The following is a 25,793-nucleotide window of genomic DNA, read 5'->3' as shown; positions in this document are numbered from 1 at the left end:
GTGCCTAGGGTCGGGGCATGGCAGGCATCGCGCGTTACGACGACATCGCCGACTTCTACGCGGCCGGCTGGACCGACGACATCGACGATCCGGCCTCACGGCGGCTGCTCGACCTGGTGGGGCCGGTCGCGGGGCGGCGGGTGCTGGAGATCGCCTGTGGTCACGGGCGGATCAGCCGTGCGCTGGCCCGCAGGGGCGCCGAGGTGGTGGGCGCCGACATCTCGGCCGCCCTGATCGCGAAGGCGGAGGCGGAGGAGCGGGAGTCGCCGCTCGGCATCCGCTACGTCCACACGGACGTCACGACCGGCCCCGCGCCCCAGGACAACGCCATGCCCCGTCCGGCGCCGCAGGACGCTCCGGCCGTGCACCCCGGGCTGCGCGATCTCGGCGCGTTCGACGTCGTGGTCTGCAGCTTCGGCCTGTCCGACATCGACGACCTGGACGGCGCCCTGGCGGCCAGCGCCGCCGCCCTGCGCCCAGGCGGCGTGTTCGCCTGCTCGATCCTGCACCCCTGCTTCCCCGGCGCCCGGGAGGTGTCGGGCTCGTGGCCGACCGGCGGGCGTTACCACGACGAGGGCTGGTGGCGGGCCGATGGCGAGCTGTCGTCGCTGCGCCGCCAGGTGGGCGCCAACCACCGCACGCTCTCGACGTACCTCAACGCGCTGCGCCGCCACGACCTGCGGCTGGACGAGGTCGCGGAGCCCGAGCCGGACCCCGCGTGGGCGGCGAGGCGGGCCGATGCCGCCGCGTTCCCCGTGTTCCTGGTGCTGCGATGCGTCAGGGGCTGACGGCCGCGTTGCCCGCCCCCGCGCGGCACGTCGCCGCCAGCCCCTCCAGCAGGCACGTCAGCGCGAACTCGAAGCGCCGCTCGCTGTCGCGCTCGGCGTCGCTCCCCTTGGCGGCGGCCATCCGCCGGGCCAGCAGCGGATGCCGTTCGGCGACGTCGCGCAGGTAGAGGGTGGTGGCGTGCTCGCTCCACTCGACCCCGCTCTGCCGCATGCGGGTCAGCGTGTCGCGCCACGCCACCTCGGCGATCACCGCGCCGACGACCTGGTCGTTGACGGCGGCCATGGCGGCGTCGAGGTCCGCGTCGGCGAAGCCGGCCCTGGACAGGAGGCGGAGGCCGGTCTCGGCCAGGGTGAACGCGTTGGGGCCGAGGTTCGGCCTGACGGTCAGCTCCAGCAGCGCCCACCGGTGGCGCAGCAGCATCACCCGGGTGTTGCGGGCCAGGCCCGCCAGCCCGAGCCGCCAGTCGGGCTCGTCGGGGTCGGCTCCCACCTCGCCGAGCACCCGGTCCAGCGCCAGCTCCAGCACGTCGTCCTTGGTGCGCACGTACCAGTACAACGAGCCGGCCGTCACCCCGAGGTCAGCGGCGATGCGGCGCATCGACAGGCCACGGTGGCCCTCGGCGTCGAGCACGGGCACGGCCGCGTCCACGATCTGGCCGCGGCTGAGCTGGCGGTCGCGCGGTGGTCGCTCGCGGCGCAGCCACACCGATCCGTCGGAGGAGTCTGAGACAGGCATCCGCACACCGTACTGGAAGTCGCCGATCAGCGTTCAAGGCCGTTGAACGTGGTTCAGCGAATCACCACTCCCGCCACTCGTCGGTGATCTCGTGGCGCGTGAGCCCGTGGCGTGCGGCGAAGGCGTCGAGGTCGATGCCTGCCTCGGCGATGGACTCCTCGATGTACTGGCAGAGCAGCTCCCGCTCGTCGGTCTCGTACGCGGCCTCGCCGTACTCCTCGTTGACGTGGTTGAGCGCGAGCACCACCCGCCGGACGACCGCGAAGAGCTCCTCGTCGGAGGGCGCGGACAGGGCGCCGAGATCGGTCTCGAAACGTGACAGGACGTCGTCCGTGCTGAGCAGCATCGGCTCGGGGAACAACTCGGCGGCGTACGCGTCGGCGGGGTCGCGCTCGCCCGCGGCGACCAGGCGGGCTTCCTCGGCGACGCTTGCGCGCCAGACAGTGGTGGGTCGAACGGCCATGCGCGGGACCCTAGCGAACGGCACCGTCAATTCCGCAGGCTCAGGGAACGGCGCCGTCGATCCCGCCCGGCTGACGCGTACTAGGCTGCTTGTCGCGTCCGACGAACGGGAGGCCGGAATGGCGGAGACGACGGTGGCCGGGACGACGGTGGCCGAGCTGCTGGCCGAGCTGGCCGCGCTGGAAGAGCCGAAGATCCGCGAGGTGAACGAGAGGCACGGCGACGACCACGGCGTGAACCTCGGCAAGCTGCGCGCGGTGGCGAAGCGGCTGAAGACGCAGCAGGACCTCGCCAGGCAGCTCTGGCAGACGGGCGACACGGCGGCGAGGCTGCTGGCGCTGCTGATCTGCCGCCCGAAGGCGTTCGAGCGCGACGAACTGGACGCCATGCTGCGCCAGGCCCGCGCGCCCAAGGTGCAGGACTGGCTGGTGAACTACGTGGTCAAGAAGAGCCCGCACGTCGAGGAGCTGCGTCGGGCCTGGTTCGCCGATCCGGATCCGGTGGTCGCGAGTGCCGGGTGGGCGCTGACCACCGAGCGCGTGACGAAGCAGCCAGAAGGGCTCGACCTGACCGGGCTGCTCGACGTCATCGAGGCGGAGATGAAGGGCGCCCCCGACCGCCTGCAGTGGGCGATGAACCACTGCCTGGCGCAGATCGGCATCGACCACGCCGAGCACCGCGCCCGCGCCCTCGGCATCGGGGAGCGCCTGGAGGTGCTCAAGGACTACCCGACCTCTCCGGGCTGCACGTCGCCGTACGCGCCCATCTGGATCAACGAGATGGTGCGCCGCCAGGCTCAGGGATGAGGACGTACTCGACCTGGTGGAGCGGGTGGCCGTCGCCGTAGTCGTAGGTGCGGACGGTTCCCGACACCGTGAAGCCGCACTTGGCGTAGAAGCGGTGTGACTGCGGGGTGTCGCGCAGCGTCCAGAGGTGGACGCGGCCGAAGCCGCCGGCGTGGATCCTGTCCAGGGTCGCGGCCATCAGGGCTTGCGCGATGCCGCTGCCCCAGCCGTCGGGGTGGCCGTAGAAGCCGTGGATCTCCGCCGAGCCGGGGTGAAGCGCCGAAGGACCGAAGTAGGAGAAGGCGAGAGGACGGCCGTCCCGGGCGGCGAGCAGCAGCGTGTTCTTCTCGTCGGTGGCGAGCACGTCGTGCCACTTGGTACGGCGCTGCCGCAGGGCCTCGGCGAAGAACTCCGGGGCGAAGAAGCTCGCGTTGGCGGCCTTCCAGGACTCCGCGTGGATCTCGCCCACGGAGTCGGCGTCGGCGGGGGTGGCGAGGGCTGTCGTGAACGTCACAAGCTCACCGTATGCGGGTTCACGCCCAGCGGTGCCGCTCGGTCGCCTGGTCGGCGGGGTAGAAGCTCTCGACGCGCAACTCCTGGGCCGTGATGTCCTGCGGGGTGCCGACCGTGGTGATCATGGAGAAGTAGCTGACGCTCACGCCGTCCTTGGCGAAGGTGACCGGGATGACGGGCAGGAGCGGGGCCGTGCGGTCGGGGCCGCGCCGGTCGGGCGGCAGGATCTCCTCCAGGAGGGCCCGCGTGGTGGCGTCGGGGACGCCGCCGACGGCCTCGCGGTGCACGCGCTGGATGAGGGCGGGGGCGACCTCGTCCCAGTTGGAGACGTGCGGGCGCAGCTCGCGCGGGTCGAACATGAGCCTGATCACGTTCGCGGAGGCGGTCGCGGGCGGGGTGCCGCGCAGGAAGCGGAACATGACCTCGGCGGGCCGGTTGACCTGCGTGAGGTTCCAGTGGCGGTCCATCACCACGGCCGGATAGGGCTCGTGGTGGGCCAGTGCGCGGTCCAGGGCGGCCCGGACGGTGGCCATCGCGGGTTCGGCGACGGCGCTCTCCCGGTAGGCAGGGGCGTACCCGGCCGCGAGGAGCAGGTCGTTGCGCTCGCGCAGCGGCACCTGGAGCGCGCCCGCCAGCGTCATGATCCACTCCCGGCTGGGGGTGGAACGGCCGCTCTCGACGAAGCTGAGGTGACGCGGCGAGACCTGGGCGTGATGCGCCAGGGCGAGCTGGCTCATCCGCCGGACCCGCCGCCAGTGGCGCAGCAGGTCACCGAGTGGGGTGCTCACCCTCACAGTGAACGGCCTCCCGTGCCCGCGCGCACTTCCCTCGCGGGGAATTGGAACGCCCCGCGCGGCGGCCGACAGTGAGGATCCCGGCCGGGGGAACGAACCCCTGGCCATCCCCATGGAGGTCATGAGATGACCGTCTTCACCGTCCACTCCGTCGAATCGGCGCCGGAGGCGTCCCGTCAGCCGCTCGGCGAGCTGCGGCAGCGGGTGGGGTTCGTGCCCAACCTGGCCGGGAACATCGCCGGCTCCCCGGTCGCGATCGACGCCTTCAACCAGCTCCAGCGGGCGCTGCGGCAGTCCACGCTCACCGCCGCCGAGCGGGAGGTCGTGGGCATCGCGGTCAGCGTGGCGAACCGGTGCGCCTGGTCCGTGGCCGCCCACACCGCGTTCGCCGAGCGGGCCGGCCTGGCGCCCGGGGTGATCGAGGCGTTGCGGGCAGGCAAGGACGAGCTGCCGGACGAGCGGGCCTCCGCGCTGGCCGCGTTCACCAGGGCCGTCCTGCGGACCGGCGGGCTCGTCGGGCGGCGGGAGCTGGACGCGGTGCTCGGCGCGGGGTACTCCGAGGTCCAGGTGCTGGAGGTGATCACGCAGGCCGCGTTCACGTCCATGGCCAACTGGGTCGCGAGCGTGACGGGGACGCCCCTCGACGCCGCGCTCGCGTCCAAGGCCTGGGAGGCCTGAGCAGAGGCCGATGGCGGCCACCGGCAGGTGGCCGCCATCGGGACGCACGATCAGGAGCTCGGGCAGGTGTTGCGGTACTCCTCGATCGACAGCCCGCTGGGCGGCGGGCACAGGAACTGCTCGTAGCGGGTGTCGTCATCGACGAACCGCTTGAGCCAGGCCACCATCGACTTGGCCATCGTGGTGTTCGTGGTCTGCGGGAAGAAGTGGCTGGCGTTGTTCAGCTCCAGGTACGCCTTCTCCGAGGACGACGGGATGCTGTTGTAGAACGGCTCCGAGTGGGTGGTGACGGAGGCGATGGTGTCGCTCTCACCGCCGATGATCATCGTCGGGACGCGGATGCCCGACCACGACTTCGTCAGGTTCCACGGCGCGAGCGGCACGGCCGCCTGGAGCGAGGGCCGGTCGTTGGCCGCCTCCAGGGTGCCGCCGCCGCCCATCGAGTGACCGGCCACCGCGAGCCGCGACGCGTCGATACGGCTGCGCACCGTCGCCGAACTGTCCTCGACCAGGTAGTCGAGCGCCGCCAGGAGCTGGCGGCCCCGGCTCGCGGGCTGGTCGTAGAGCGTGTTGGTCTCGATGCCGATCACCACGAACCCGTGCGAGGCGATCCGCGGGCCCAGCCACGACAGGCTGGACCACCTGGCCGTGTACCCCGGCGAGATCGCGATCGCGCCGAACGTGCCCTGGCTGGTGTCCGTCGGGTAGTAGATGGTGCCGCCGCCGAAGCCCGACACGCTCAGCGAGGAGACGCTCGTCTGCGCGGTGCTGAACGGGCCGCGGCTGGCTTCGAGGATGGCGTCCGTGGGGTCGGGGCCCCGATCGTACGGGCCCTGCGCCTGGGCGGGGGAGGCGGCCATCAGGGCGCCGCCGACCAGTGAGACGGTGAGGGCGAGCTTGGTCAACGTTCGCGCGCCGAACCGGGGGGTGGATAGCTGCACGTCGTCATACTCCCTGCTCATCGAGGGTGACTGCTGTCTGTCGCCATTGTTCGGATGCGCAGTAAGCCGTGCATCGGTGAAATCACCGGTCCTGCGATCAGGACATGAGCCTTACCAGTTCAACGCGGGAGCGGATGCCGAGACGGCTGAAGATGTTCCTGAGGTGATGCTCGACGGTGCGGCGGCTGAGGAAGAGCTGCTCCGCCACCTCCTTGTTGGTGGCGCCTTCCGCGACCATGCGGGCGATCTGCAACTGCTGCGCCGTGAGCTGGCCCGTCGTCACGTCGAGGACCGGGCGCACCGGGTCGCCCGAGGCCCGCAGCTCCGTCCTGGCCTGCTCGGTCCACAGGCGCGCGCCGTAACGCTCGAACGTCTCCAGCGCCGAGTGCAGGTGCGTCCTGGCCGCCCCCGGGCGCCGGTCGCGTCGCAGCGCGCTGCCGTACAACAGTCTGGTACGGGCCGCCTCGAACTCGTACACGCCCTGCCCGTGCAGGTCCAGGGCCTCCCTGAACAGCTCCTCCGCCTCGCCGGGCCCGGCCAGCAGCGCCCGGCAGCGGGACACCAGCGCCCGCAGGTCGGGGCTGCGCGTGCTGCCCACCCAGCGCTCCAGCACTCGCAGCGCCGCCCCCGCCGCCTCGTGGTCGCCGGTTCGCGCGCACGCCTCGATGAAGTGCGGCGTGGCCATGACCCTGATCACCACGTGGTTGCTGTTGCGGCGCTCCGCGCGCAGCCGGTTTGCCGCGTCGGCGGGACGGCCCGCCGCCAGATCCAGATACGCCAGCGCCCAGTTGCCGATCGCGCCCGCGATGCCCAAGTCGTGGGCGTCCGCCAGGTCGATGGCGGCGTCGGCGCGCACCCGGCACGTCTCCTGGTCGCCCTCGACGGCCGCCGTGATCGCCAGCCACGCCAGATGCTGGGCCGCCGTGTTGAGCTGGCCGGTCTCCCGCGCCAGACGCAGGCCCTGCGCGGCGGTCGCCGCCACGGCCGGGTAGCGGCCCATCCAGATCTCCGGATAGATCATGTACTCCAGGAGCTGCGGCACCGCCGAGACCGCGCCGCGCACCCGGGCCGCCTCCACGGCGCGGGCCGACAGGCGGTGCGCGGTGGCGTCCTCACCCAGCAGCATGCTTGCTATGCACGCCCACACCAGCACGGCCGGATCGCGCACCGACCCGGCCAGCTCCACCACCCGCCGCAGCGGTGCCGCCGCCTCCTGGTGCGAGCCGCTGAACGTGGACGCCATGCCGGCCAGATACTCGAACATGAGCTGCGTCGGCACCGTCTCGTCAGGGCGGCGCAGCGCGGCCGCGTGGCGGGCGATCGCGATGAACGCCCGGTTGTCGCCGGCCCGGTAGCTGGCGTCCGCGGCCCGCACCAGCGCGCGCACGCCCAGCATGCGGTGGCTCTCCAGCAGCCAGGTCGCCGCCGACAGCAACTCCTCGCGGGCGCTGCCCGTCTCGCCGCCGAGCAACTCCAGGCTGCCGTGCAGGAGCTGGACGTGGGCGCGCAGCTCGTCGGGGGCCGTGAGGTTGCGCAGCCTGGCCAGCAGGGAGCGGGCCACCTGGGGGCGTCCGGCCATCCACGCGTACCGGGCGGCGGCGGCCAGGCGCTCGCCCTTGGCCGGGTCGTGCGGGTCGGTCAGCTCGGCTGCCCGTTCCAGGGCCAGGTAGGGCTCGGGGTGGGTGTGCGCGGGGTGAGCGTCCAGGGCGGCTGCGGCCAGGTCGTCGGCCAGGGTGGCGGGCGGGCCGTCGAGGGCGCAGGCCCGGTGCCAGGCGCGGCGCAGGCGCTGCGAATCACCCCCCTGCCTGCCGCCCTGCCCGCCGCGCTGCTCGTCGTCCTGCTCGACTAGCCGCTCGTCGTCCCCCAGCAGGCTCGCCAGGAGGCGGTGGCCGCTGCGGCGGCGCAGGAGGGACGCGCCGTAGTACACGACGCCCCGCATGGCGGGGTCGCGGAAGTCGTACCGGTCGCCCGCCGAGTGCAGGACGCCCGCCCGCTCGGCCGGCTCCAGCACCGTGAGCGCGCACGAGGGCCGGGCCGCCCGGATCAGCGTGGGCAGGTCGAGCCCCGGATCGGCGGCGATCAGCAGGAGCAGCCGCTGAGCCTCAGCGGGCAGGGCCGCGAGCCGGCGCGTGTGCTCGCGCCACAACCGCCCGCCCCTGGGCAGCGTCACGGGCGGCGCGGCCAGGCCCGCGAGCTGGTCGGGGGTGAGCGAGGCGATCAGCTCGGCCAGCGCCAGCGGGTTGCCCCTGGCGATCTGGTCGAGCGCCGCCAGCAGGTCCTCGGCGACCTTCCCCGCCGCCAGGTCACCGGCCAGCTCCCGCACGGCGGTCGCGTCCAGCCCGCTCAGCGTCCGTGAGGGAACCCCGTCCAGCCCGCTCGTCCCGCCGGTCCTGGCCGTGAACAGCAGCGCCACCGGCTCGCCCGACACCCGCCTGGCCGCGAACGACAGCACCTGCCTGCTGTCCGCGTCCAGCAGATCGACGTCGTCCACGCAGGCCAGCACCGGCCGTTCGGCGGCCACCGCCGACAGCAGCCCGAGGACCGCCGCGGGCAACGTGAGCCCACCGGCCCCCGTCCCGGACTCCAGCGCCGACATGAGCGCGCGCGCCTGCGCGCCGGGCAGGGACGCGGGCAGCGAGGCGGCGCCCGCGGCGACGGGACGCAGCAGGCCGTGCAGCCCGGCGTACGGCAGCCGCGACTCCGGCTCGACGCCGGAGACCCGCAGCACGCGGAAGCCGGGGGTGGCGTGTGCGAAGGCCAGGTCGAGCAGCGCCGTCTTGCCCATGCCGGGCGCGCCCACCAGGAGCAGCGCTCCGCCGGAGCCGCCGCGGGCGTGGTCGAGCAGCCGCAGCAGGGCGCGTTCCTCCTCGCCCCGGCCGCGTAACAGAGGCTTGTCAGAAGACACGTCGCCAGTGTTACGCGCGGATGTCAGGACTTAAAGAGAGACCGGTGATTTCACCGATAGCCGCCCGACATCACGACCTGACCCCCGCGCGTTTCCCGGACAGCCGTCCGGAGACGGCCGGCACCAGCCCCTGCGGCATGAACAGCACCACCCCGATGAGGACGAGCGCGTAAACCGCGTACGACAGCACGCTCGGCGCGTACGTCGGCATCCCCGGCAGCGACGCCAGCCTGTCGAGCCCCTGCACCAGCAGCGTGATGGCGGTGGCGCCGACGACGGCGCCCCAGACGGTGCCCAGCCCGCCGACGACGGCCATCACGATGTACTGGATGGAGATGAGCACGGGGAACGAGCCGGGCGCCACGTACCCGGTGTAGAAGCAGTAGATCCCTCCGGCGAGCCCGGCGAAGGTGGCCGACAGGGCGAAGACGACCAGTTTGTACCGGCCCACGGGGATGCCGGCGGACGCCGCCGCGATCTCGCTGGTGGCCAGGGCGCGCAAGGCGCGGCCGGGGCGGGAGGTGATCACGTTGTGGGTGACGAGCATGACCAGGGCCAGCCCCGCCCACGTCAGGTACGCGTACACGGAGGCGCTGGTGGCCTCGAACGAGCCGACCGAGAACTGGGGGATGCCCTGCAGCCCGATGTCGCCGCCGGTGAACTCCAGTTGCCCGGCCAGCGACAGCAGGATGAGCTGCATGGCGAGCGTGGCGAAGGCCAGGTGGTGGCCGCGCAGCCGCAGCAGGGGGACGCCGATGACGAGGGCGGACAGCGCGGCGGCCACGGGGGCGGCCAGCAGGCCCGCCAGTGGGGGAGCGCCGTTCAGCGCCAGCAGGGCGGCGGTGTAGGCGCCGATGGCGTAGAAGGCGCCCTGGCCCAGCGACACCTGCCCGGCGTACCCCATGAGCAGCGACACCCCGACCGTGACCATGGCGGCCAGCCCGAGCAGGATGTACACGGCGAGCGCGCTGTCGTCGAGCACGGCGGGCAGGGCGAGGGTCACGACGGCGACCAGCAGCCCGGCCACGAGTCCAGGCCGGATCCTCATGTGGACTCCTGGGAGATGGCGGTGCGGCGGCCGGCCTGCACGATCATGACGACGAGCATGAGTCCCAGCGCGACCTCCAGTTGGTGCGAGCCGTAGCCGTACCCGGCGGCCATGGTCTCGGCCACGCCCAGCAGCAGCGCGCCGATGAGGGTGACCACGGGGCGGGTGAGCGCGCCGAAGACGGCGGCGGCGAAGCCGTTGACGATGAGCGTGACGTCGCTGTCGAAGGAGATCGGCCGCAGCGGCGTGACGAGCACCCCGGCGATGCCGCCGAGCAGCCCGCCCAGCGCGAACGCCAGCAGCCCCATCCGCCGGGTGTCGATGCCGACGACGCGGGCGGCGTACGGGTTGGAGGCGCACGCGGTCAGCGCCTTGCCCAGGTAGGCGCGGCCGAAGAAGAGCGCGAGCAGCACGAACGTCACCGCCGCCACGCCGATGACGAGCAGGTACTGGGTCTGGATGTGCGCTCCGAGCAGTGTCACCGAACCGGTCAGGCCGGGGGCCGAGCGCGGCTGGTCGCCCCAGAGGACGATCTCCACGGCGTACGCGAGCACGCCCACCCCGAGCGTGACGATCAGCGACGACAGCGGGGTGGTGCCCGGCCTGCCGACGGCGGCCAGGCCGGTCAGCAGGCCCGCGAGGGCCGCGGCGAGCACGGCGGCCACCTCGCTGACCCCGTGCGGGACGCCCATCCCGAGCAGCGAGGACGTGCACAGCCCCGCGACCACGGCGAACATGCCCTGCGCGAAGTTGACCACGCCGGTGACCCGGTGGATGACGACCAGGCCGCTGGCGATGAGCGCGATGGCCGATCCGACCGCCAGCCCGTTGAGCAGGTAGGTGAGGAACGCGCTCACGGCCGGCTCACCCCCTCACCGCTCATGTGATCGCCCCGCCGAGGTAGGCGCTGGCCACCCGGGGGTCGTCGGCCAGCATGGCACTCTCCCCCTCGGTCACCACCCGACCGGCCTCCAGCACGTACGCCCTGCGGCACAGGTCGAAGGCCAGCCGCGCGTTCTGCTCGATGAGCAGCACGGTCAGCCCCTGCGACCGGTTCAGCTCGGCCAGGTGCGCGGCCAGGTCGGCGGTGACGTTCGGGGCGAGGCCGAGTGACAGCTCGTCCACGACGAGCGCGTCGGGGCGTGACATCATGGCCCGCCCGAAGGCCACCATCTGCTGCTCGCCCCCGGACAGCACTCCGGCCCTGCGCGCGGACAGCTCGGCCAGGCGGGGGAGCAGCTCGTACACGAGGGAGGGGTCGCGCTGCCCGGAGCGCCAGCCGCCCAGCGCCAGGTTGTCGGCGACGGACAGATCGGGGAAGAGCTGGCGGCCCTCGGGGATGAGCGCCAGCCGCCCGCCGACGCGGACCGTACCGGAGGCGGGCTTGAGCAGCCCGGCCAGGGTGTTGGCGAGCGTCGACTTGCCGGCGCCGTTCGGGCCGAGCAGGGCCACCATCTCGCCCTTGCCGACGGTGAGCGTGACGTGTTCCAGCGCGGTCGCGGTGCCGTACGAGACCACCAGCTCCTGGACGTCGATCATGAGGCCTGTCCGAGATAGGCGGCCAGCACGAGCGGGTCGGCGCGCACCTCGGCGGGCGGGCCGTCGGCGATGATCTGGCCCAGGTCGAGCACCACGACGCGGTCGGCCAGCCGGGTCACGAACGCCACGTCGTGCTCGATGAGCAGGATCGTCAGCCCGTCGGCCCGCAGCTCCTCCACCAGCGTCGCGAGCCGTTCGCGTTCCTCGCCGCGCAGCCCGGACGCGGGCTCGTCGAGCAGCAGCAGCCGGGGCCGCGCGCACAGGGCGCGGGCCAGTTGCAGCGCCCGCTGCTGGCCGATCGGCAGCCGGTCGGCGGGCCGGTCGGCCCACTCGGCGAGCCCCACCCGCTGGAGGGCGACGGCGGCGTCGGCGGCGATGCCGCGCTCGTCGGCCCGGTGCCGGGGCAGCCGCAGCGCGGCGGAGACGAACCCGGCCCTGGTGTGCCCGTGCGCCCCCACCATGACGTTCTCCTCGACCGTCATACCGCGGAACACCCGGGCCGCCTGAAAGACGATCGACATGCCGAGCCGGGCCCTGCGGTGCGGCGCGAGCCGGTCCACCCGCTGCCCGAGGAACGAGATGCGGCCGTGGTCGGCCGCCAGATGCCCGGTGATCAGGTTGAACAGGGTGGACTTGCCGGCGCCGTTCGGGCCGATGACGCCGCAGACCTCGCCGTCCGCGACGCTCAGCGAGACGTCGCGGACGGCGTAGACGCCCCCGAAGGAGCGGGAGACTCCGGTGACGGTCAGCACGCGCCCCTACCCCTGCGCGTTGACGGTCTTGGTGAGCTGCTCCTTGGCCCATGGGGTGGGGACGAACTGGCCGTTCTGCACCGTGTTGACCGAGATGAACTCGGGCGACAGCCCGGAGTGGTCGGTGGCGGAGTAGCGGAAGCGGCCGTTCGGGGTGATCAGGTCCATGGACTCCAGGGCCTGCTGGACCTTGGTCTTGTCGGTGCTGTTCGCCTTCCTGATCGCCTCGAACAGCAGCAGCGAGGCGCTGTAGCCGTCCTGGGCGAACTGCGGCGGCGGGTAGCCGTGCTTCTGCTCGTACGGCGTCGCCATCTGGTCGATGACCTGCTTCTGCTTGCCGTCGGGCAGGTGGTCGCCGACCACGCCGATCGCGCTCTGCACGGTCATGCCCTCGGCCTGGGCGCCCATCGGCTCCAGCCACAGCTTGCTGGCCTGCGAGGCGGTCAGGAACAGCGGCGTCTTGAGGCCCGAGGCGGCGTACTGCTTGGCGGCCGTCACGCCGGGCGCGCCCGAGCCCCAGAACACCAGCGCCTCGGCCTTGGACTCGCGCACGTGGGTGAACACGGGGCTGAAGTCGGAGGTGGTGGTCTCGTAGGGCTCGTCCACGGCGATCGTCACGCCGTACTTGGGGGCCAGCGCGACCATGGACTTGTGGCCGGAGACCGAGTAGGCGCTCTTGGAGTCCCAGGCCACGGCGATCGTCTTGATGCCCTCGGCCTGGATGTACTGCAGGTAGCGCTCGGCGTACATGCTGGACAGGGCGGGGGTGACGAAGATGTAGGACTTGATCGGCTCGACCTGCTCCTGCGCGGGGGCCAGCGACAGGTAGGGCATCTTGTCGCGCTGCGCGAGCGGCTCGACGGCCAGCGCCGAGTTGGAGAACACCGGGCCGATCAGCGCGTCGATCTCGCCCTTGATCTGGTTGTAGGCCACGATGCCCTGGTCGGGGGCGGTCTTGTCGTCCCGCGCGACCAGCTCGACCTTGCGGCCCAGCAGGCCGCCCTGCGCGTTGACCTGCTCGACGGCCAGCTCTACGGCCTTCTTGTCCTCGCTGCCGAGCGGCGTGTAGTTGCCGGTGAGGGAGACGATGAGGCCCACCTTGATGGGGTCCGACTGACCGCCGCTCGACCCGCCCCCGCCTCCGCCGCACGCCGTCGCGGCCAGCAACAGGCAGACCAGGGATGGAAGAAACCTGCGCATCAGGACCTCCTGGGCCGGGTGGCCCCAAAAGTAGGCAGGTACATTACGGCTGTCAATAGAGTGCCTAATATCCGGAGACAAGCTGTTATGAGGCCTCAATCGGTGATTCTCACCTTCCTCGGGGATCACGTATACGGGCGCGGAGTCTGCGTTTCCTCGCGGAGCTTCATCGAGGCCTTCGGCAAGGTGGGCATCTCGGAGGAGGCCACCCGCTCGACGCTGACCCGGATGGTGCGCCGCGGGCTGCTGCGCCGCCAGCGCTCGGGCCGGCGCATGTTCTTCGGGCTCACCCCGACCAGCGTGGAGGTGCTCAAGGACGGCGAGCGCCGCCTGTGGCACAGCGGCGTGGTCAACGACGCCGACGAGGACAGGTGGACGCTGATCGGCTTCTCGCTGCCCGAGTCGTGGCAGCGGCAACGCCACGAGCTGCGCTCGCGGCTGGTGTGGGCGGGGTTCGGGCCGTTGCAGAACGGGCTGTGGATCGCTCCAGGCGAGGTGGACGCCACGGGCGTGATCGAGGACCTGGGCGCCGGCGTCAAGGTGTTCGCCGCCGAGCCGCGCCGGCCCACCGACATGCAGACCCTGGTCGGTGAGGCCTACGACCTGGCCGGGCTGGGCGAGCGGTATCGGAGGTTCCTGAGCCGCTGGGACCGGGCCGACCCCGCCCCCGAGGCGCCCGACGACCTGGCGCGATCGCTGATGCTGCTCACCGGCTGGCTGCAGCTCATCAGGACCGACCCGCGGCTGCCGCTGCGGTACCTGCCGCACGACTGGCCCGCCGAGAAGGCACAGCGGGTATGCCACACGCTGCACGAGCGGTTCAGACCGCAGGCGGAGCGGATCGTCGCCGGGCTGCTCGACACCGTTCCCGACGAAAGTTGGGCAGAACGGTGACAGCAATCGCATAGTGGCCTAACTTGGGGTCCGGGAGTCGCCGAATGCGTAATCAGGGGATTGGCTCGTGGCCGGCACGCAGGGCACGCATGACGCCCGACAGGGTCGCGCTGTCGTACAAGGGACATCACTACACCTACCGTGACCTGCGTGAACGCGTGAACAGGCTGGCGTCCGCGCTCGGCGTGCGGCGCGGCGACCGGGTCGCGTTCCTCGGGGCCAACCAGCCCGCGATGGTGGAGACGCTCTTCGCGGCGGGCCTGCTGGGGGCCGTGTTCGTGCCGCTCAACACCCGGCTGGCCGGGCCGGAGCTGCGTCACATCCTGGACGACGCCGAGCCCGCCCTGCTCGTGCTGGGCGAGGAGCGGGACGGCGAGGGGCTGCCCGGACGGCAGTTGCGGGCCGACGGCTACGAGGCGCTGATCGCGTCCGGCTCGCCCGAGCCGATCGACGAGCCGGTGAGCCAGGACGACGTGTGCCTGATCATGTACACCTCGGGCACCACGGGCAGGCCCAAGGGCGCCATGCTCACCCACGGCAACCTCACCTGGAACACCGTCAACCTGCTCGTGGACGTGCCGCTCGGGCACGACGAGGTGGCGCTGATCGGCGCGCCGCTGTTCCACATCGCGGCGATGGGGCAGGCGCTGATCCCGACGGTGCTCAAGGGCGGGCGGGCCATCCTGGAGCCGGGGTTCGACGTGGAGCGCACCTTCGACCTGATCGAGGCGGAGCGGGTGACGCTGATCGCCGGGGTGCCGACGATGTTCCAGTTCCTCGCGGCCTCGCCGCGCTGGGCGGGCGCCGACCTGTCGAGCCTGCGGCACCTGCTGTGCGGGGGAGCGCCGGTGCCCGAGCCGCTGATCCAGGCCTACCTCCAGCGCGGGCTGACGTTCATGCAGGGGTACGGCATGACGGAGACCGCGCCGGGCGCGCTGTTCCTCGGCGCCGACCGCTCCGCCGCCAAGGCCGGCACCGCGGGGGTGCCGTGCTTCTTCTCGGACGTGCGGCTCGTCGCCTCCGACGGCTCGCCCGCCGCCCCCGGCGAGCCCGGCGAGCTGTACGTGCAGGGCCCCAACGTGATGCCCGGCTACTGGCGGCGCCCGGAGGAGAGCGCCGAGGTCCTGTCGGCCGACGGGTGGTTCCGCTCGGGTGACGTCGGGGTCGCCGACGAGGACGGGTACGTGCGCATCTCCGACCGCGTCAAGGACATGATCATCTCCGGCGGGGAGAACATCTATCCCGCCGAGGTGGAGAGCGTCCTGTACGAGCACGCCGCGGTCGCCGAGTGCGCGGTGATCGGCGTGCCCGACGAGCGATGGGGCGAGGTGGGCAAGGCCCTGATCGTGCTCCGGCCCGGCACGGCGGTCGCGTCCGACGAGTTGCTGAAGCACCTCGACGGCCGCCTGGCCCGCTACAAAGTGCCGAAATATCTGCAATTCGTGGCCGAACTGCCTAAGAACGCGGCGGGCAAGCTCCTCAAGGCCCCGCTGAGAAAGCTCTACGGAAAGGGATGACCCACCATGCGTACCTCACCGCCGTTCCGCGCCGACCACGTCGGCAGCCTGCTCCGCCCTGCCGAGCTGCTGCGCGCCCGCGAGAACCTCACAGGTGAGGCGCTGCGCGAGGCCGAGGACGCGGCGATCAGGGACGTGGTGCGCAAACAGCGGGACGCGGGATTGCAGAGCGCCACCGACGGCGAGTTCCGCCGGGCCTCCTGGCACATGGACTTCATCTACCGGCTCCAAGGCATCGGCCAGGCCGCCGACGAGCACATCACGGTCCGCTTCCACAACGCGGCGGGCGACCTCGAATACACCCCCGCGGCGCTGCGCGTGCACGACCGGATCCGGCTGAGCGAGCCGATCTTCGCCGACGACTTCACGTTCCTGCGCGAGACCGTCTCCGGCGGGGTCGTGCCCAAGCTGACCATCCCGTCGCCCAGCATGGTCCACTACCGGGGCGGCCCCGCCGCCATCGACCCGCAGGTGTACCCGGACGTGGAGGAGTTCTGGCGCGACCTGAGCGCCGCCTACGCCGAGCAGGTGCGCAGGATCGGCGCGCTGGGCTGCACCTACCTGCAGTTCGACGACACCAGCCTGGCCTACCTGAACGACCCGTCGCAGCGCGCGGAGATGGCCGAGCGCGGCGACGACGCCGAGCACCTGCACCTGCGCTACATCAAGCAGATCAACGCCGCGCTCGCCGCCAAACCGGCGGGCATGACGATCACCACGCACATGTGCCGGGGCAACTTCCGCTCCTCCTGGGTCGCCTCGGGAGGCTACGACTTCGTGGCCGAGGCGCTGTTCAACGAGCTGAAGGTGGACGGGTTCTTCCTGGAGTTCGACGACGAGCGGTCGGGCGGCTTCGAGCCGCTGCGGTTCGTGCCGCCGGGGAAGATGGTGGTGCTCGGGCTGGTCACGACCAAGCGGGGCGAGCTGGAGTCGAAGGACGCGCTCAAGCGGCGCATCGACGAGGCGGCCAAGTTCGTCGACCTGGATCAGCTCTGCCTGTCGCCGCAGTGCGGCTTCTCCTCCACGGTGGAGGGCAACGAGCTGACGGAGGAGCAGCAGTTCGCCAAGATCCGGCTGATCGTCGAGACGGCTCAGGAGGTGTGGGGCTGAAGCACCCTGCCGAGGAAGCCCCGGACGGTCTCGGTGAGCTGCTGCCGGTGCTCGGACAGCGCGTGGTCGGCGGGCCACTCGTGCTGCTCGGCCCCCTGGTATGCCTGCACCAGCGGCCGGTGGTGCAGCCCGGCCGGTGATACCGGGTCGTCGGGGCTGCCGATCAGCAGCACCGGCCGCCCGGCGAGCCGGGGCGCCAGGCCGGGCAGGCTCCACCGCTCACCCGCCCGTTCCATCTCCGCCACCAGCGCCTCGCCGCTCGTCCCGCGCAGCGGCAGCAGGTCCTCGCCGAACGCCTCGACGTAGCGGGCCCGGCTCTCGGCGTCGAGCGAGCGGGCCACCGTGCCGAAGTCGAAGCCCGCCACCGACACGACGGCCGAGACGGACGGGTCTGCGGCGGCGGTCATCAGCGCGGCGAACCCGCCCGCGCTGTGCCCGAACAGCGCCAGCCTGCCGGGGTCGAGCCGGTGCGCCGAGGCGAACGGCTCGGCGCGCACGGCGCGGGCCACGGCGGCGGCGTCCTCCAGCACGTTCGCCCACGACCAGGTGCCGCCCATGCCCCAGGAGCCGCGGTAGTGGAAGGCGATCGCGGCGTAACCGGCCGACCGCAGCGCCTGGGCCACGTCCAGGTTGCGCTCGTTGCCGGGGAAGCCTTGCAGGAACAGCACGACGGGGTGCGGCCCTGGGCCGGACGGCAGGTGCAGCAGGCCCGCGAGGGGGACGCCGCCGCTCTCGAAGGTCACGGCGGGGGTGGCGGCTCGCATGATGATCCTCCTAAGATCGAACCGATCGGTACGATAGCAGGGATCGTACCGCTGAGTACCATCTAGGGGTGCCTGTACCGAAGGGAACCACCCAGGACCCGGAGCGGACCCGCTCCACCATCATCGACACGGCCACGCCGATCCTGTACGAACGCGGGCTCGACGGCGTCGGGGTGGCCGAGCTGTGCCGGGCCGTCGGGGTGTCGAAGGAGACGCTCTACCGGCACTTCGGGTCCAAGGAAGGGCTGATCGAGGCGGTCCTCGAAGCGCGTAGCGAGCGGGTCACGCGGTGGCTGGCGGCTGCGGTGGAGGCGGCGGGCGCGGATCCGGCCGAGCAGCTCGGTGCCCTGTTCGACGCGCTGGCGGAGTGGCACGGTGAGCCCGCGTTTCGCGGGTGCGCGCTGCTCAACGCCGCCGCCCAGCATCATGACGCGCCCGAGCTGGACATGGCGGGGCGGCATCTCGAACGGCGGCTGGGGCTGCTGACGTCCATCGCTGCCGGGGCGGGGGTGGCCGAGCCCGGGGAACTGGCCCGGCAGTGGCTCGTCCTGGTGACCGGCTGCACGGTCGTCGCCGACCAGCACCCGGGCACACCGCACGCGGCCCGGCTCGCCCGCCAGGCCGCGCTCGCCCTCCTCGCGGCGGCCCGCGCCGCGTAAGCCCGCGGCGTCCCGCGCCCGTCCCTGCCTTCCCTTCCCCTGAAGGACCTCAGCCCGCTACGGCGCCGCAGTCTGCCGAGGTCTACAAGGTGGCGCGGTCAGAGGGTGACCACGGAGCCCGTGTGGCGGGCGCGTTCGGCGGCCCAGACGACCCGGTGCGTCATCAGGCTCTCCGCCGCGTCCGACCGCAGCGACGACGAGTCCCCCGAGGCGACCGCGGCCAGGAAGGCGTCCGTCAGCCCTTCGTCCCCGCCCCCGTGCCCGTCCGCCGCCGAAGGCCCCGCCAGGTCCCGCGTGTGCACGGTCTCCTCGCCCCCCGTGCGGAAGTCCACCACCCGCAGGCTGAGCCCGTCGCCGTCGATGTAGCCGTGCGTGCCGAACAGCCGGGTGCGCCGGTGCTCCAGCGGGGTGAACGCGCTCATCGTGAATGAGCAGGTGGCCCCGTCGTCGAACTCCATGACCACCTCCTGGTGGTCCACCACGTCGTTGTCGCACGCGTACACGCACCGCCCGTAAGGCCCGGTGCGCAGCGCGTCGAGCACCGCCTCCTCCGTGCGCCCCGGCGTGACCGCCGACAGCGGCCAGAACTCGCTCTCGGGATCCCCGAGGCAGCCCAGGTAGAGCCGCGGCGCCGAGTACGGGCACGACGGCTCCAGCGGGCAGTCGAGGCAACGGTCGGCGGCCTCGGCGGGCCGTTCCGAGGCGCGGAAGTGCGACAGGGAGCCGAACGACGAGACGCGGACGGGCGGCCGGCCGAACAGGTGGACCAGCCAGTCGATGTCGTGGCACGCCTTGGCCAGCAGCATGGGCGCCGAGGTGTCCTGGCGGCGCCAGTGGCCGCGGACGAAGGAGTGCGCCTGGTGCCACCAGCCGACGGACTCCAGGTGCTGGACGCTGACGAGCCGCCCGATCCGTCCCGCGTCCAGCAGGTCCTTGACCACCCGCGTGTACGGCGTGTACCGCAGCACGTGGCAGACCGCCAGCATGATGCCGTTGCGCCGGGCCGCGTCGGCGATCATGACGGACTCCTCCTCGTCCGTCGCCATCGGCTTCTCCAGGAGAATGTGGTAACCCAGGTCGGCCAGCGTGACCGCGGGATCGGTGTGCAGCCGGTCGTGGGTGGCGATGATCGCGGCGTCCGCGAGCCGTCCCGCCGCTGCCAGCGCCTTCCAGTCGTCGTACGCCCGCTCCGGCCGGATCCCGAACTCCGCCTCGAACGCGGCCCGCCGCACCGGGTCGGGCTCGGCCACCGCCACCACCCGTCCCGCGCCCGTGGCGTGCGCGTGGCGCGCGTAGGTCAGCCCTCGCAGGCCCCCGCCGACGACGGCTAGAGTCACCTCAGTCATGGAACCTTCCCCGAAGAAATATCATGGAGAGCATCATTATTCGGTCTGAGAAAGCGGACAGCAAGGGGTGGCGATGGCCGCGGAGATGAGCGGCGGCGACCTGTCGCGGCTGCGTCAGCTCAACGCGCTGGCCGTGATCAAGGTGCTCCAGGGCCAGCCGTCGCTCACCCTCACCGAGGTCGCCAAGCGCACCGGCCTGTCGCGGGCCTCCACCGAGGACGTGGTGCGCGAGCTGCTGCAGAAGGGCTGGGTGGCGGAGGCGGGCGCCACGGCGGGCGGGGTGGGCCGCCCGGCCAGGCGCTACCGGTTCAGGGCCGACGCGGGCCGGGTGCTGGGCATCGACATCGGCGGGCACAAGATCCGCGCGGTGCTCGCCGACCTCGACGGGAACGTGCAGCACACCGCCCGCGTGCCCGTCACGCCGGAGATGGGCAGGCTCGAACGCCTGGAGGCGGTGGACCGGGCCGTCGGGGAGACCCTGGCGGGCGCCGGGCTGACCGGTGACGACGTGTGGGCCTCGGGCGTCGGCACGACGGGCCTGGTCGACGGCTCGGGCAAGGTGATGCTGTCGGAGGCGCTGCCCGAGTGGACCGGCGTGGACCTGGCCGCGCACGTGCGCCGCTTGGCCCCGGCCCCCGTGCTGGTCGAGAACGACAGCAAGCTCGCCGCCCTGGCCGAGTGCTGGCGCGGCGTGGCCCGGTACGCCAAGGACATGGTGTTCCTGCTGGCCGGCCTGCGTACCGGCGCGGGCCTGGTGATCGACGGCAAGCTGCACAGGGGCTTCGGCAACGCGTCCGGCGAGATCGGCGCGCTGCCGGTGCTGGGCTGGATCCGCGCCCAGGAGCACCTCGGCGGCGAGGCGGGCGACGTGTTCGCCGCCGCGCGGGAGGGCGACAAGGCCGCGCTCGCGGCGGTGCGCAAGTACGTCAAGGATCTCGCGCTCGGCGCGTCCGCGCTGGTCCTGACGCTGGACCCGCAGATGGTCGTGGTCGGCGGCGGCTTCTCGCGCTCGGCCGACGTGCTGATCGAGCCGCTCAAGCGGGAGCTGGACCGCTGGTGCATCCGCACGCCCGAGGTGCGCATGTCGGCGCTCGGCGACGAGGCCGTGGTGCTCGGCGCCGTCCGCCTGGCGCTCGACGACGTCGAGGAACGACTCCTGGACGGGCGGACCCCCCTTGTGAGCCGCCCGTGAGGGTTCTGTAACACGCCCACTCTTGCCAACAATTTCCCTGGACTCCATCATTACTCCCACGTTCTAGGAGAGGACCGGGAGATGTGGAAGTCGGCACGGAGCGGTGCGGCGCTCCTCTGCGTGGCACTGCTCGCCTCCGCGTGCGGCGGCGGTGAGCAGGCCGGCACGGACACGCAGCCTGAGGAGAGGGTGAAGCTGTCCTACGGCGTCTGGGACGCCACCCAGCAGGCGGTCATGCAGGAACTGGCCGCGGAGTTCACCAAGACCTACCCGAGCATCACCGTGGACGTCCAGCTCACCCCCTGGGTCGACTACTGGACGAAGATGAAGGCCGCGGTCAGCGGCGGCGCGGCGCCCGACGTCTTCTGGATGAACGGCCCCAACTTCCAGCTCTACGCCTCCAACGGCGTGATCCAGCCGATCGAGGAGCAGATCGACACGTCCGTCTACCCCAAAGCCCTGGTGGACCTCTACACCTACGAGGGCAAGCTGTACGGGCTGCCGAAGGACATGGACACGGTGGGCGTCTGGTACAACAAGACGCTCTTCGACGCCGCCAAGGTGAAGTACCCGGCCGACGACTGGACCTGGGCCGACTTCAACGCGGCAGCCGCCAAGCTCACCGACCCCGAGAAGGGCGTCTACGCGGTCGGCGCGCAGCTCGCGAGCTTCCAGGAGTACCAGTACAACACGATCTACCAGGCCGGCGGCCACGTGATCACCCCGGACGGCAAGCAGTCCGGTTACGCCGACCCCAAGACGATCGCGGGCCTGAAGTTCTGGACCGACCTCATCGCCGCCAAGCAGTCGCCCGACCTGAAGACCATGACCGACACCGCCCCGCTGCAGCTCTTCGAGGCCGGCAAACTGGCGATGTACTGGGGTGGGTCCTGGAACGTGGCCGAGTTCGGCAAGAACGACTACACCAAGGACAAGGTGGACGTGGCCCCGCTGCCCAAGGGCGAGAAGCAGGCCACGATCATCCACGGCGTCGCCAACGTCGTGTCGGCCAAGACCGAGCACCCGGCCCAGGCTGCGGCGTTCGTCAAGTTCCTCGGCTCCAAGCAGGCCGCCGACATCCTCGGCAAGAAGGGCCCGATCCCGGCCTACAACGGCACCCAGCAGGACTGGGTCAAGGCCCACCCCGAGTGGAAGCTGCAGACGTTCCTGGACGCGGTCGCCTACGCGGTGCCGTACCCCGTCTCCAAGAACACCGCCGCCTGGCAGGAGGCCGAGCTCACCCACCTGACCAAGGCCTGGACCGGTGAGGTGCCGGTCGACAAGGCCGCCGCGGATCTCGCGACGGCGATGAACGACCTGCTGGCCAAGGAATGACACGCAGCAAACACGTGGCGAGCCGCAGACCGTGGACCGAGGCCCTGTGGGGGTACGCGTTCATCGCCCCCACCGGGCTCGGCCTGGCCGTCTTCTACCTGTGGCCCGTCCTGCAGACCGCCTACTTCTCCTTCACGGAGTGGGGCGTGTTCGGCGGGCACACCTGGACGGGCCTGGCGAACTACACCCGCCTGATCAGCGACCCCGAGGTGGGGCAGGCGGTGCTCAACACGCTCACCTACACCGTGCTGGGCCTGCTCGGCATCCCGCTGGCGATCGTGTTCGCCGCGCTGCTCAACCGGCCGGGGCTGGGCGGCGTGACGCTGTACCGCACGGCGTTCTTCCTGCCCGTGGTGACCATGCCGGTCGCGGTCGCGATGCTCTGGCGCTGGCTCTACAACGGCGACTACGGCCTGATCAACCAGGTGCTCTCACTCGCCGGCATCGACGGCCCCAACTGGATCGCCGATCCGGCCACCGCCCTGTACGCGCTGATCGTGGTGGGCGTCTGGAGCAGCGTCGGCTACAACCTGATCATCTTCCTGGCCGGCATGCAGGCCATCCCCAAGGAGCTGTACGAGGCGGCGTCCATGGACGGGGCCGGCCGCGTCCGCCAGTTCTTCAGCATCACGCTGCCGATGTTGTCGCCGACCGCGTTCTTCATCTCGATCGTCTCGGTGATCGGCTCGCTGCAACTGTTCGACCTGGTCTTCGTGATGACCGGTTCCGGGCAGGCGGCGCGGGCCAACCCGGCGTACACGCGGTTGCAGACCGTCGTGCAGCTCTTCTACGAGCGCGCGTTCGTGACGAACGACCGCGGCTACGCCGCCGCCATCGTGATGGCGCTGCTGCTGCTCATCGCGGTGCTGACGATCCTGCAGTTCCGGCTCCAGCGCAGGTGGGTGCACTATGTCTGAGCGTCGCCCGCTGGGCGTGCACGCCGTTCTGATCATCTCGTCGCTGCTGATGGTGGCGCCGTTCGCCTGGCAGATCATCACCTCGCTCAAGACGCTGAGCAGCGCCACCGCGGTGCCGCCGACGTTCCTGCCCGAGGGCCGCTGGGACAACTACGCGAAGGTCTTCGACCTGCTGCCGTTCGGCGAGCAGTTCCTCAACACCGTGGTGATGGCCGCGGGGCGGGTGGCCGGGCAGGTGCTGTTCTGCTCGATGGCCGCCTACGCCTTCGCCAGGCTCCGCTTCCCCGGCAGGAACCTGCTGTTCGGCCTGTTCCTGTCGGTGCTCATGGTGCCGCCGCAGCTCTTCGTGATCCCGCAGTACCAGATCATGTCCGCGCTGGGCTGGCTGAACAGCCTCCAGGCGATCATCGTGCCGGGGTTGTTCAGCGCGTTCGGGGTGTTCCTGCTGCGGCAGTTCTTCCTGGGGCTGCCGCGTGAGATCGAGGAGGCGGCGCGGCTGGACGGGGCGGGGCCGTGGCGGATCTACTGGTCGATCATGCTGCCGCTGGCCAGGCCGGGGCTGGTCGCGCTGGCCGTGCTCACGCTGCTGTGGGCGTGGAACGACCTCTTCTGGCCACTGGTGGTCAACACCGACCCGGAGAAGATGACGCTGTCGGCCGGGCTGGCCGCGCTCCAGGGGCAGTACCAGACCGACTATCCGGTGCTGATGGCCGGCTCGCTGATCGCCTCGCTGCCGGTGATCGCGGTGTTCGTCTTCCTGCAGCGGCAGTTCATCCAGGGCATCGCCCACACCGGGACGAAGGGCTGAACCCGGCGAGAGCTGCGCCTCTCGCCGGGTCCAACGTCCTACTTGATCACGCCTCACTTGATCACGATGGTGGTGAGCGCCCGCGGCTGGAGCGTCACCGTGCGGCCCGTCACGGCCGACGGGGTGAGGTCGTTGGTGTTGTCGGTGACGTACGCGGTCGCCCGGCCGTGCACGCCCTTCCACGTGACGGGAGCGGTGCCGGTGTTGAGCACCACGACCACGCGCGAGCCGTCGGCGTTGCGGAACGCTGAAACTTTCAGCGCCGGGTCGGCCGCGCTCGCCTCCACCCGGACCGCCCCGGGCCGGATGAACCTGCTGTAGGCGGCCAGCGCCCACAGCCGCTTCGACACGTGGTACTCCCTGGCCACCTCGTCGAGCTGGAGCAGCGCCCTGGTCGCGCCGCGCGAGCCGCCCAGCCAGTAGACGTAGGCGCTGACCTCGCCCAGGGTGAGCGCGTCGTGCACGGCCTGCGCGATCGTGAAGCCGTCGTAGCCGCTGCCGTCGTCCCAGGCCTCGTTCCAGGTGGTGCCGTTGGGGTTCCACTCCGACATCCAGGTCTTCCTGTCCGTCGGCAGCGGGCCGTCCACGGGGCTGGCGTAGGTGTGGCCGGTGTGCGTCTTGACCCAGCGGCGGGCCTCGGGGTCGGCCTCGATCGCCGCCGTGTACGCCTTGGCCTCGTTCCAGCCGAACGAGTCGCAGCAGACCAGCCGCGTGTTCCTGGCGATCGGCCCGAGCACCTTGACGAACTCGGCGGCCTGCTCGGGGGTGAAGCGCATGGAGGCGTACGTGGCCGTCCAGTCGGGCTCGTTCGTGAACCCGAGGTCGGTGATCCTGATGCCTTCCCTGGCGTAGAACTTCGTGTAGGCGACCAGGTAGTTCGCGTAGGCGCGCTGCCACTCGGGCAGCAGCGTGCCGCCGTTCTTGTCGTCGCCGTTGTCCTTCATGTAGCCGGGGGCGCTCCAGGCGTCGGCGAAGAAGCGCTTCACCCCGTACCTCTGGGCCTCCTTGGCCACCCAGACCTGGCTGTTGTCGTCGCCGTCCCAGACATACTTCGGCGGGGCGTCGGGGCCGCCCGGGTCGTCGGGCTGGATCGACACCATGTGGTCGTACGGGCTGCCGGTGGGGGAGGAGCCGATGCCGAGCCGCAGGATGCTCAGCCCGGCGCCCTTGCTCCGGTCGAACCACAGGTCGAGGACCTCCCGCTGCTTGTCCGCCGGGAGGGCTTCGAGCAGCTCGTTGCGCCGGAACGCCTGGGAGACGCCGAAGCCGTCGATCTCCTGGTGCCGGACGCGCTCGTTCACAGTGATGGCCGGGGGGTCGGCGGGATGTGCCGGATGCACCGCCGGTAAGCCGAGCAGGCTGATCGCGACGAGTCCTCGCAACATGGCGCGCCTCCGAAAGTTTCGGATACGTGACGATATATTTCGTCGATCGCCGAGACCGTAAGCGCCCAAGGGTGCCCCCGTCAACCACGAGCGCCCCCGTAGCCCCGGGGGCGCTCGTGTTGATCGGTCAGCGGGCGGACTCGGCGCGCTCCTTGATGGTCAGCATCTGGCGGCGCACCGTGAGGAAGTCGCCGACGTCCTGCATCGCCAGGTACGTGGTGCCGCGCACGCCCGGCTGCGCGCGGATGCGCACCCGGAAGATCATCCGGGTCCTGCCGTCCTCGGTGCCGCGCAGCGAGACGGAGCAGGTGGTGGTGGCGTCCTCGCCGCGCACCGCCATCACCAGGGTCTGCGGCGGCTCGATCTGCTCCACCACGAACCCGGGCCCGCCCCGCATGGTGTCACCGACCTTGAGATCCTGCGGCTCCTGCGCGGGCGGCTCCTCGTGCCCGCTCGTCGCGGGGCGCGGCGGGGAGTCGGGCTGGTAACCGCCGCCGAGCTGGACCAGCCAGGCCCAGACGGCGGCCGGGGGCGCCTCGACGGTGATCGCCCGGGTGGCCTGGTACTGCGGCTGCGCGACGAGGTCGTCGCCGGGCATGTCCGCGTGGACCTCACGGTCGTCGGCACCCCACCGCAGGTGCCACGGGCGGACTGCGAGCAGGTAACCCGCCGCCGCGCCGACCGCCAGCCTGAACAGAGAGCGCGGCATGAACATGAACATGCTT

26 protein-coding genes are annotated in these 25,793 nt (G+C 71.6%); 11 read left to right on the top strand and 15 right to left on the bottom strand.

What is annotated here, in order from left to right:
• Positions 1–17: 17 nt before the first annotated feature.
• Positions 18–788 (top strand): class I SAM-dependent methyltransferase, encoded by a 771-nt coding sequence (locus FXF51_RS17900; protein WP_148435616.1) that lies wholly within the window; start codon positions 18–20, stop codon positions 786–788.
• On the opposite strand, the gene FXF51_RS17895 is transcribed toward FXF51_RS17900, so the two are convergent.
• Positions 778–1,524 (bottom strand): TetR/AcrR family transcriptional regulator, encoded by a 747-nt coding sequence (locus FXF51_RS17895; RefSeq protein WP_148435615.1) that lies wholly within the window; start codon positions 1,522–1,524, stop codon positions 778–780. The genes FXF51_RS17900 and FXF51_RS17895 overlap by 11 nt on opposite strands.
• Before the next feature lie 61 nt (positions 1,525–1,585).
• Positions 1,586–1,987, bottom strand: coding sequence for a hypothetical protein (locus tag FXF51_RS17890; RefSeq protein WP_148435614.1), 402 nt, complete (start codon positions 1,985–1,987; stop codon positions 1,586–1,588).
• A gap of 118 nt (positions 1,988–2,105) precedes the next feature.
• Here FXF51_RS17890 and FXF51_RS17885 point away from each other — a divergent pair, with 118 nt between their 5' ends.
• Entirely contained in the window at positions 2,106–2,792 is a 687-nt protein-coding gene (locus FXF51_RS17885; RefSeq protein ID WP_148435613.1) for a DNA alkylation repair protein, read from the top strand.
• On the opposite strand, the gene FXF51_RS17880 is transcribed toward FXF51_RS17885, so the two are convergent.
• Positions 2,758–3,285 carry a GNAT family N-acetyltransferase gene (locus tag FXF51_RS17880; protein ID WP_148435612.1) on the bottom strand — a complete coding sequence of 176 codons (528 nt, stop codon included), beginning with the start codon at positions 3,283–3,285 and terminating at the stop codon, positions 2,758–2,760. The two genes, FXF51_RS17885 and FXF51_RS17880, sit on opposite strands and share 35 nt — an antisense overlap.
• Positions 3,286–3,304: 19 nt before the next feature.
• Positions 3,305–4,072 carry a helix-turn-helix domain-containing protein gene (locus FXF51_RS17875; protein WP_262379607.1) on the bottom strand — a complete coding sequence of 256 codons (768 nt, stop codon included), beginning with the start codon at positions 4,070–4,072 and terminating at the stop codon, positions 3,305–3,307.
• Between the two features lie 132 nt (positions 4,073–4,204).
• Here FXF51_RS17875 and FXF51_RS17870 point away from each other — a divergent pair, with 132 nt between their 5' ends.
• A complete protein-coding gene (locus tag FXF51_RS17870; RefSeq protein ID WP_148435611.1) occupies positions 4,205–4,756 on the top strand; it encodes a carboxymuconolactone decarboxylase family protein in 552 nt (183 codons plus the stop codon).
• 50 nt (positions 4,757–4,806) lie between these two features.
• On the opposite strand, the gene FXF51_RS17865 is transcribed toward FXF51_RS17870, so the two are convergent.
• From FXF51_RS17865 to FXF51_RS17835, 7 genes are all read right to left on the bottom strand, one after another.
• Positions 4,807–5,718: an alpha/beta hydrolase family protein gene (locus tag FXF51_RS17865; protein ID WP_148435610.1), complete on the bottom strand. Its 912-nt coding sequence runs from the start codon at positions 5,716–5,718 to the stop codon at positions 4,807–4,809.
• A gap of 76 nt (positions 5,719–5,794) precedes the next feature.
• Positions 5,795–8,602: a helix-turn-helix transcriptional regulator gene (locus tag FXF51_RS17860; protein WP_148435609.1), complete on the bottom strand. Its 2,808-nt coding sequence runs from the start codon at positions 8,600–8,602 to the stop codon at positions 5,795–5,797.
• Between the two features lie 70 nt (positions 8,603–8,672).
• On the bottom strand, positions 8,673–9,650 hold the full coding sequence (locus tag FXF51_RS17855; RefSeq protein WP_148435608.1) for a branched-chain amino acid ABC transporter permease: 978 nt from the start codon (positions 9,648–9,650) through the stop codon (positions 8,673–8,675).
• Complete coding sequence (locus FXF51_RS17850; protein WP_148435607.1) at positions 9,647–10,507, bottom strand: branched-chain amino acid ABC transporter permease; 861 nt, start codon at positions 10,505–10,507, stop codon at positions 9,647–9,649. Before FXF51_RS17850 ends, FXF51_RS17855 begins: the two co-directional genes overlap by 4 nt.
• A 22-nt stretch (positions 10,508–10,529) precedes the next feature.
• Positions 10,530–11,189: an ABC transporter ATP-binding protein gene (locus tag FXF51_RS17845; protein WP_148435606.1), complete on the bottom strand. Its 660-nt coding sequence runs from the start codon at positions 11,187–11,189 to the stop codon at positions 10,530–10,532.
• Entirely contained in the window at positions 11,186–11,941 is a 756-nt protein-coding gene (locus FXF51_RS17840) for an ABC transporter ATP-binding protein (RefSeq protein WP_148435605.1), read from the bottom strand. The genes FXF51_RS17845 and FXF51_RS17840 overlap by 4 nt, the downstream gene beginning before the upstream one ends.
• A 6-nt stretch (positions 11,942–11,947) precedes the next feature.
• Positions 11,948–13,141, bottom strand: coding sequence for an ABC transporter substrate-binding protein (locus FXF51_RS17835; protein ID WP_148435604.1), 1,194 nt, complete (start codon positions 13,139–13,141; stop codon positions 11,948–11,950).
• A gap of 102 nt (positions 13,142–13,243) precedes the next feature.
• On the opposite strand from FXF51_RS17835, the gene FXF51_RS17830 reads away from it, so the two are divergent.
• The 3 genes from FXF51_RS17830 (at position 13,244) to FXF51_RS17820 (ending at position 16,662) form a co-directional block, all read left to right on the top strand.
• Positions 13,244–14,035: a PaaX family transcriptional regulator C-terminal domain-containing protein gene (locus tag FXF51_RS17830; RefSeq protein ID WP_262379606.1), complete on the top strand. Its 792-nt coding sequence runs from the start codon at positions 13,244–13,246 to the stop codon at positions 14,033–14,035.
• A gap of 89 nt (positions 14,036–14,124) precedes the next feature.
• On the top strand, positions 14,125–15,552 hold the full coding sequence (locus FXF51_RS17825; protein ID WP_262379605.1) for an acyl-CoA synthetase: 1,428 nt from the start codon (positions 14,125–14,127) through the stop codon (positions 15,550–15,552).
• 6 nt (positions 15,553–15,558) lie between these two features.
• Positions 15,559–16,662, top strand: a complete 1,104-nt coding sequence (locus tag FXF51_RS17820) for a 5-methyltetrahydropteroyltriglutamate--homocysteine S-methyltransferase (protein ID WP_148435601.1) — start codon at positions 15,559–15,561, stop codon at positions 16,660–16,662.
• Here FXF51_RS17820 and FXF51_RS17815 read toward each other — a convergent pair.
• Positions 16,644–17,426 carry an alpha/beta hydrolase family protein gene (locus tag FXF51_RS17815; protein ID WP_148435600.1) on the bottom strand — a complete coding sequence of 261 codons (783 nt, stop codon included), beginning with the start codon at positions 17,424–17,426 and terminating at the stop codon, positions 16,644–16,646. The genes FXF51_RS17820 and FXF51_RS17815 overlap by 19 nt on opposite strands.
• A 68-nt stretch (positions 17,427–17,494) precedes the next feature.
• On the opposite strand from FXF51_RS17815, the gene FXF51_RS17810 reads away from it, so the two are divergent.
• Positions 17,495–18,085: a TetR/AcrR family transcriptional regulator gene (locus FXF51_RS17810; protein ID WP_148435599.1), complete on the top strand. Its 591-nt coding sequence runs from the start codon at positions 17,495–17,497 to the stop codon at positions 18,083–18,085.
• Between the two features lie 98 nt (positions 18,086–18,183).
• Here the strand turns inward: FXF51_RS17810 and FXF51_RS17805 are convergent, their stop codons facing one another.
• Positions 18,184–19,431, bottom strand: a complete 1,248-nt coding sequence (locus tag FXF51_RS17805) for a Gfo/Idh/MocA family protein (RefSeq protein ID WP_148435598.1) — start codon at positions 19,429–19,431, stop codon at positions 18,184–18,186.
• 73 nt (positions 19,432–19,504) lie between these two features.
• On the opposite strand from FXF51_RS17805, the gene FXF51_RS17800 reads away from it, so the two are divergent.
• The 4 genes from FXF51_RS17800 (at position 19,505) to FXF51_RS17785 (ending at position 23,683) form a co-directional block, all read left to right on the top strand.
• On the top strand, positions 19,505–20,623 hold the full coding sequence (locus FXF51_RS17800) for an ROK family transcriptional regulator (protein WP_148435597.1): 1,119 nt from the start codon (positions 19,505–19,507) through the stop codon (positions 20,621–20,623).
• A gap of 120 nt (positions 20,624–20,743) precedes the next feature.
• A complete protein-coding gene (locus FXF51_RS17795; protein ID WP_222871335.1) occupies positions 20,744–21,958 on the top strand; it encodes an ABC transporter substrate-binding protein in 1,215 nt (404 codons plus the stop codon).
• A gap of 14 nt (positions 21,959–21,972) precedes the next feature.
• On the top strand, positions 21,973–22,875 hold the full coding sequence (locus FXF51_RS17790; protein ID WP_262379604.1) for a carbohydrate ABC transporter permease: 903 nt from the start codon (positions 21,973–21,975) through the stop codon (positions 22,873–22,875).
• Positions 22,868–23,683, top strand: coding sequence for a carbohydrate ABC transporter permease (locus tag FXF51_RS17785; RefSeq protein ID WP_148435594.1), 816 nt, complete (start codon positions 22,868–22,870; stop codon positions 23,681–23,683). The genes FXF51_RS17790 and FXF51_RS17785 overlap by 8 nt, the downstream gene beginning before the upstream one ends.
• Before the next feature lie 53 nt (positions 23,684–23,736).
• Here FXF51_RS17785 and FXF51_RS17780 read toward each other — a convergent pair whose 3' ends face one another.
• Complete coding sequence (locus FXF51_RS17780; RefSeq protein ID WP_148435593.1) at positions 23,737–25,068, bottom strand: glycoside hydrolase family 30 protein; 1,332 nt, start codon at positions 25,066–25,068, stop codon at positions 23,737–23,739.
• A gap of 127 nt (positions 25,069–25,195) precedes the next feature.
• The gene (locus tag FXF51_RS17775) at positions 25,196–25,789 is read right to left on the bottom strand and encodes a hypothetical protein (RefSeq protein WP_148435592.1); all 594 of its coding nucleotides are present in this window, start codon (positions 25,787–25,789) and stop codon (positions 25,196–25,198) included.
• Between the last annotated feature and the right edge of the window lie 4 nt (positions 25,790–25,793).

The organism is Nonomuraea sp. PA05 (assembly GCF_008086045.1).
Taxonomy (GTDB): domain Bacteria; phylum Actinomycetota; class Actinomycetes; order Streptosporangiales; family Streptosporangiaceae; genus Nonomuraea; species Nonomuraea monospora.
The sequence above is the reverse complement of the archived record's forward strand: the minus strand, read 5'-3'. Positions and strand labels throughout refer to the sequence as shown.

Excerpts from the sequence above, each read along its gene's own strand:
- FXF51_RS17835 (WP_148435604.1), bottom strand. The coding sequence starts at position 13,141 with ATGCGCAGGTTTCTTCCATCCCTGGTCTGCCTGTTGCTGGCCGCGACG.
- FXF51_RS17900 (WP_148435616.1), top strand. The coding sequence starts at position 18 with ATGGCAGGCATCGCGCGTTACGACGACATCGCCGACTTCTACGCGGCC.
- FXF51_RS17895 (WP_148435615.1), bottom strand. The coding sequence starts at position 1,524 with ATGCCTGTCTCAGACTCCTCCGACGGATCGGTGTGGCTGCGCCGCGAG.
- FXF51_RS17855 (WP_148435608.1), bottom strand. The coding sequence starts at position 9,650 with ATGAGGATCCGGCCTGGACTCGTGGCCGGGCTGCTGGTCGCCGTCGTG.
- FXF51_RS17865 (WP_148435610.1), bottom strand. The coding sequence starts at position 5,718 with ATGAGCAGGGAGTATGACGACGTGCAGCTATCCACCCCCCGGTTCGGC.
- FXF51_RS17825 (WP_262379605.1), top strand. The coding sequence starts at position 14,125 with ATGACGCCCGACAGGGTCGCGCTGTCGTACAAGGGACATCACTACACC.
- FXF51_RS17775 (WP_148435592.1), bottom strand. The coding sequence starts at position 25,789 with ATGTTCATGTTCATGCCGCGCTCTCTGTTCAGGCTGGCGGTCGGCGCG.
- FXF51_RS17800 (WP_148435597.1), top strand. The coding sequence starts at position 19,505 with ATGGCCGCGGAGATGAGCGGCGGCGACCTGTCGCGGCTGCGTCAGCTC.
- FXF51_RS17845 (WP_148435606.1), bottom strand. The coding sequence starts at position 11,189 with ATGATCGACGTCCAGGAGCTGGTGGTCTCGTACGGCACCGCGACCGCG.
- FXF51_RS17780 (WP_148435593.1), bottom strand. The coding sequence starts at position 25,068 with ATGTTGCGAGGACTCGTCGCGATCAGCCTGCTCGGCTTACCGGCGGTG.
- FXF51_RS17885 (WP_148435613.1), top strand. The coding sequence starts at position 2,106 with ATGGCGGAGACGACGGTGGCCGGGACGACGGTGGCCGAGCTGCTGGCC.
- FXF51_RS17890 (WP_148435614.1), bottom strand. The coding sequence starts at position 1,987 with ATGGCCGTTCGACCCACCACTGTCTGGCGCGCAAGCGTCGCCGAGGAA.
- FXF51_RS17820 (WP_148435601.1), top strand. The coding sequence starts at position 15,559 with ATGCGTACCTCACCGCCGTTCCGCGCCGACCACGTCGGCAGCCTGCTC.
- FXF51_RS17785 (WP_148435594.1), top strand. The coding sequence starts at position 22,868 with ATGTCTGAGCGTCGCCCGCTGGGCGTGCACGCCGTTCTGATCATCTCG.
- FXF51_RS17805 (WP_148435598.1), bottom strand. The coding sequence starts at position 19,431 with ATGACTGAGGTGACTCTAGCCGTCGTCGGCGGGGGCCTGCGAGGGCTG.
- FXF51_RS17815 (WP_148435600.1), bottom strand. The coding sequence starts at position 17,426 with ATGCGAGCCGCCACCCCCGCCGTGACCTTCGAGAGCGGCGGCGTCCCC.
- FXF51_RS17870 (WP_148435611.1), top strand. The coding sequence starts at position 4,205 with ATGACCGTCTTCACCGTCCACTCCGTCGAATCGGCGCCGGAGGCGTCC.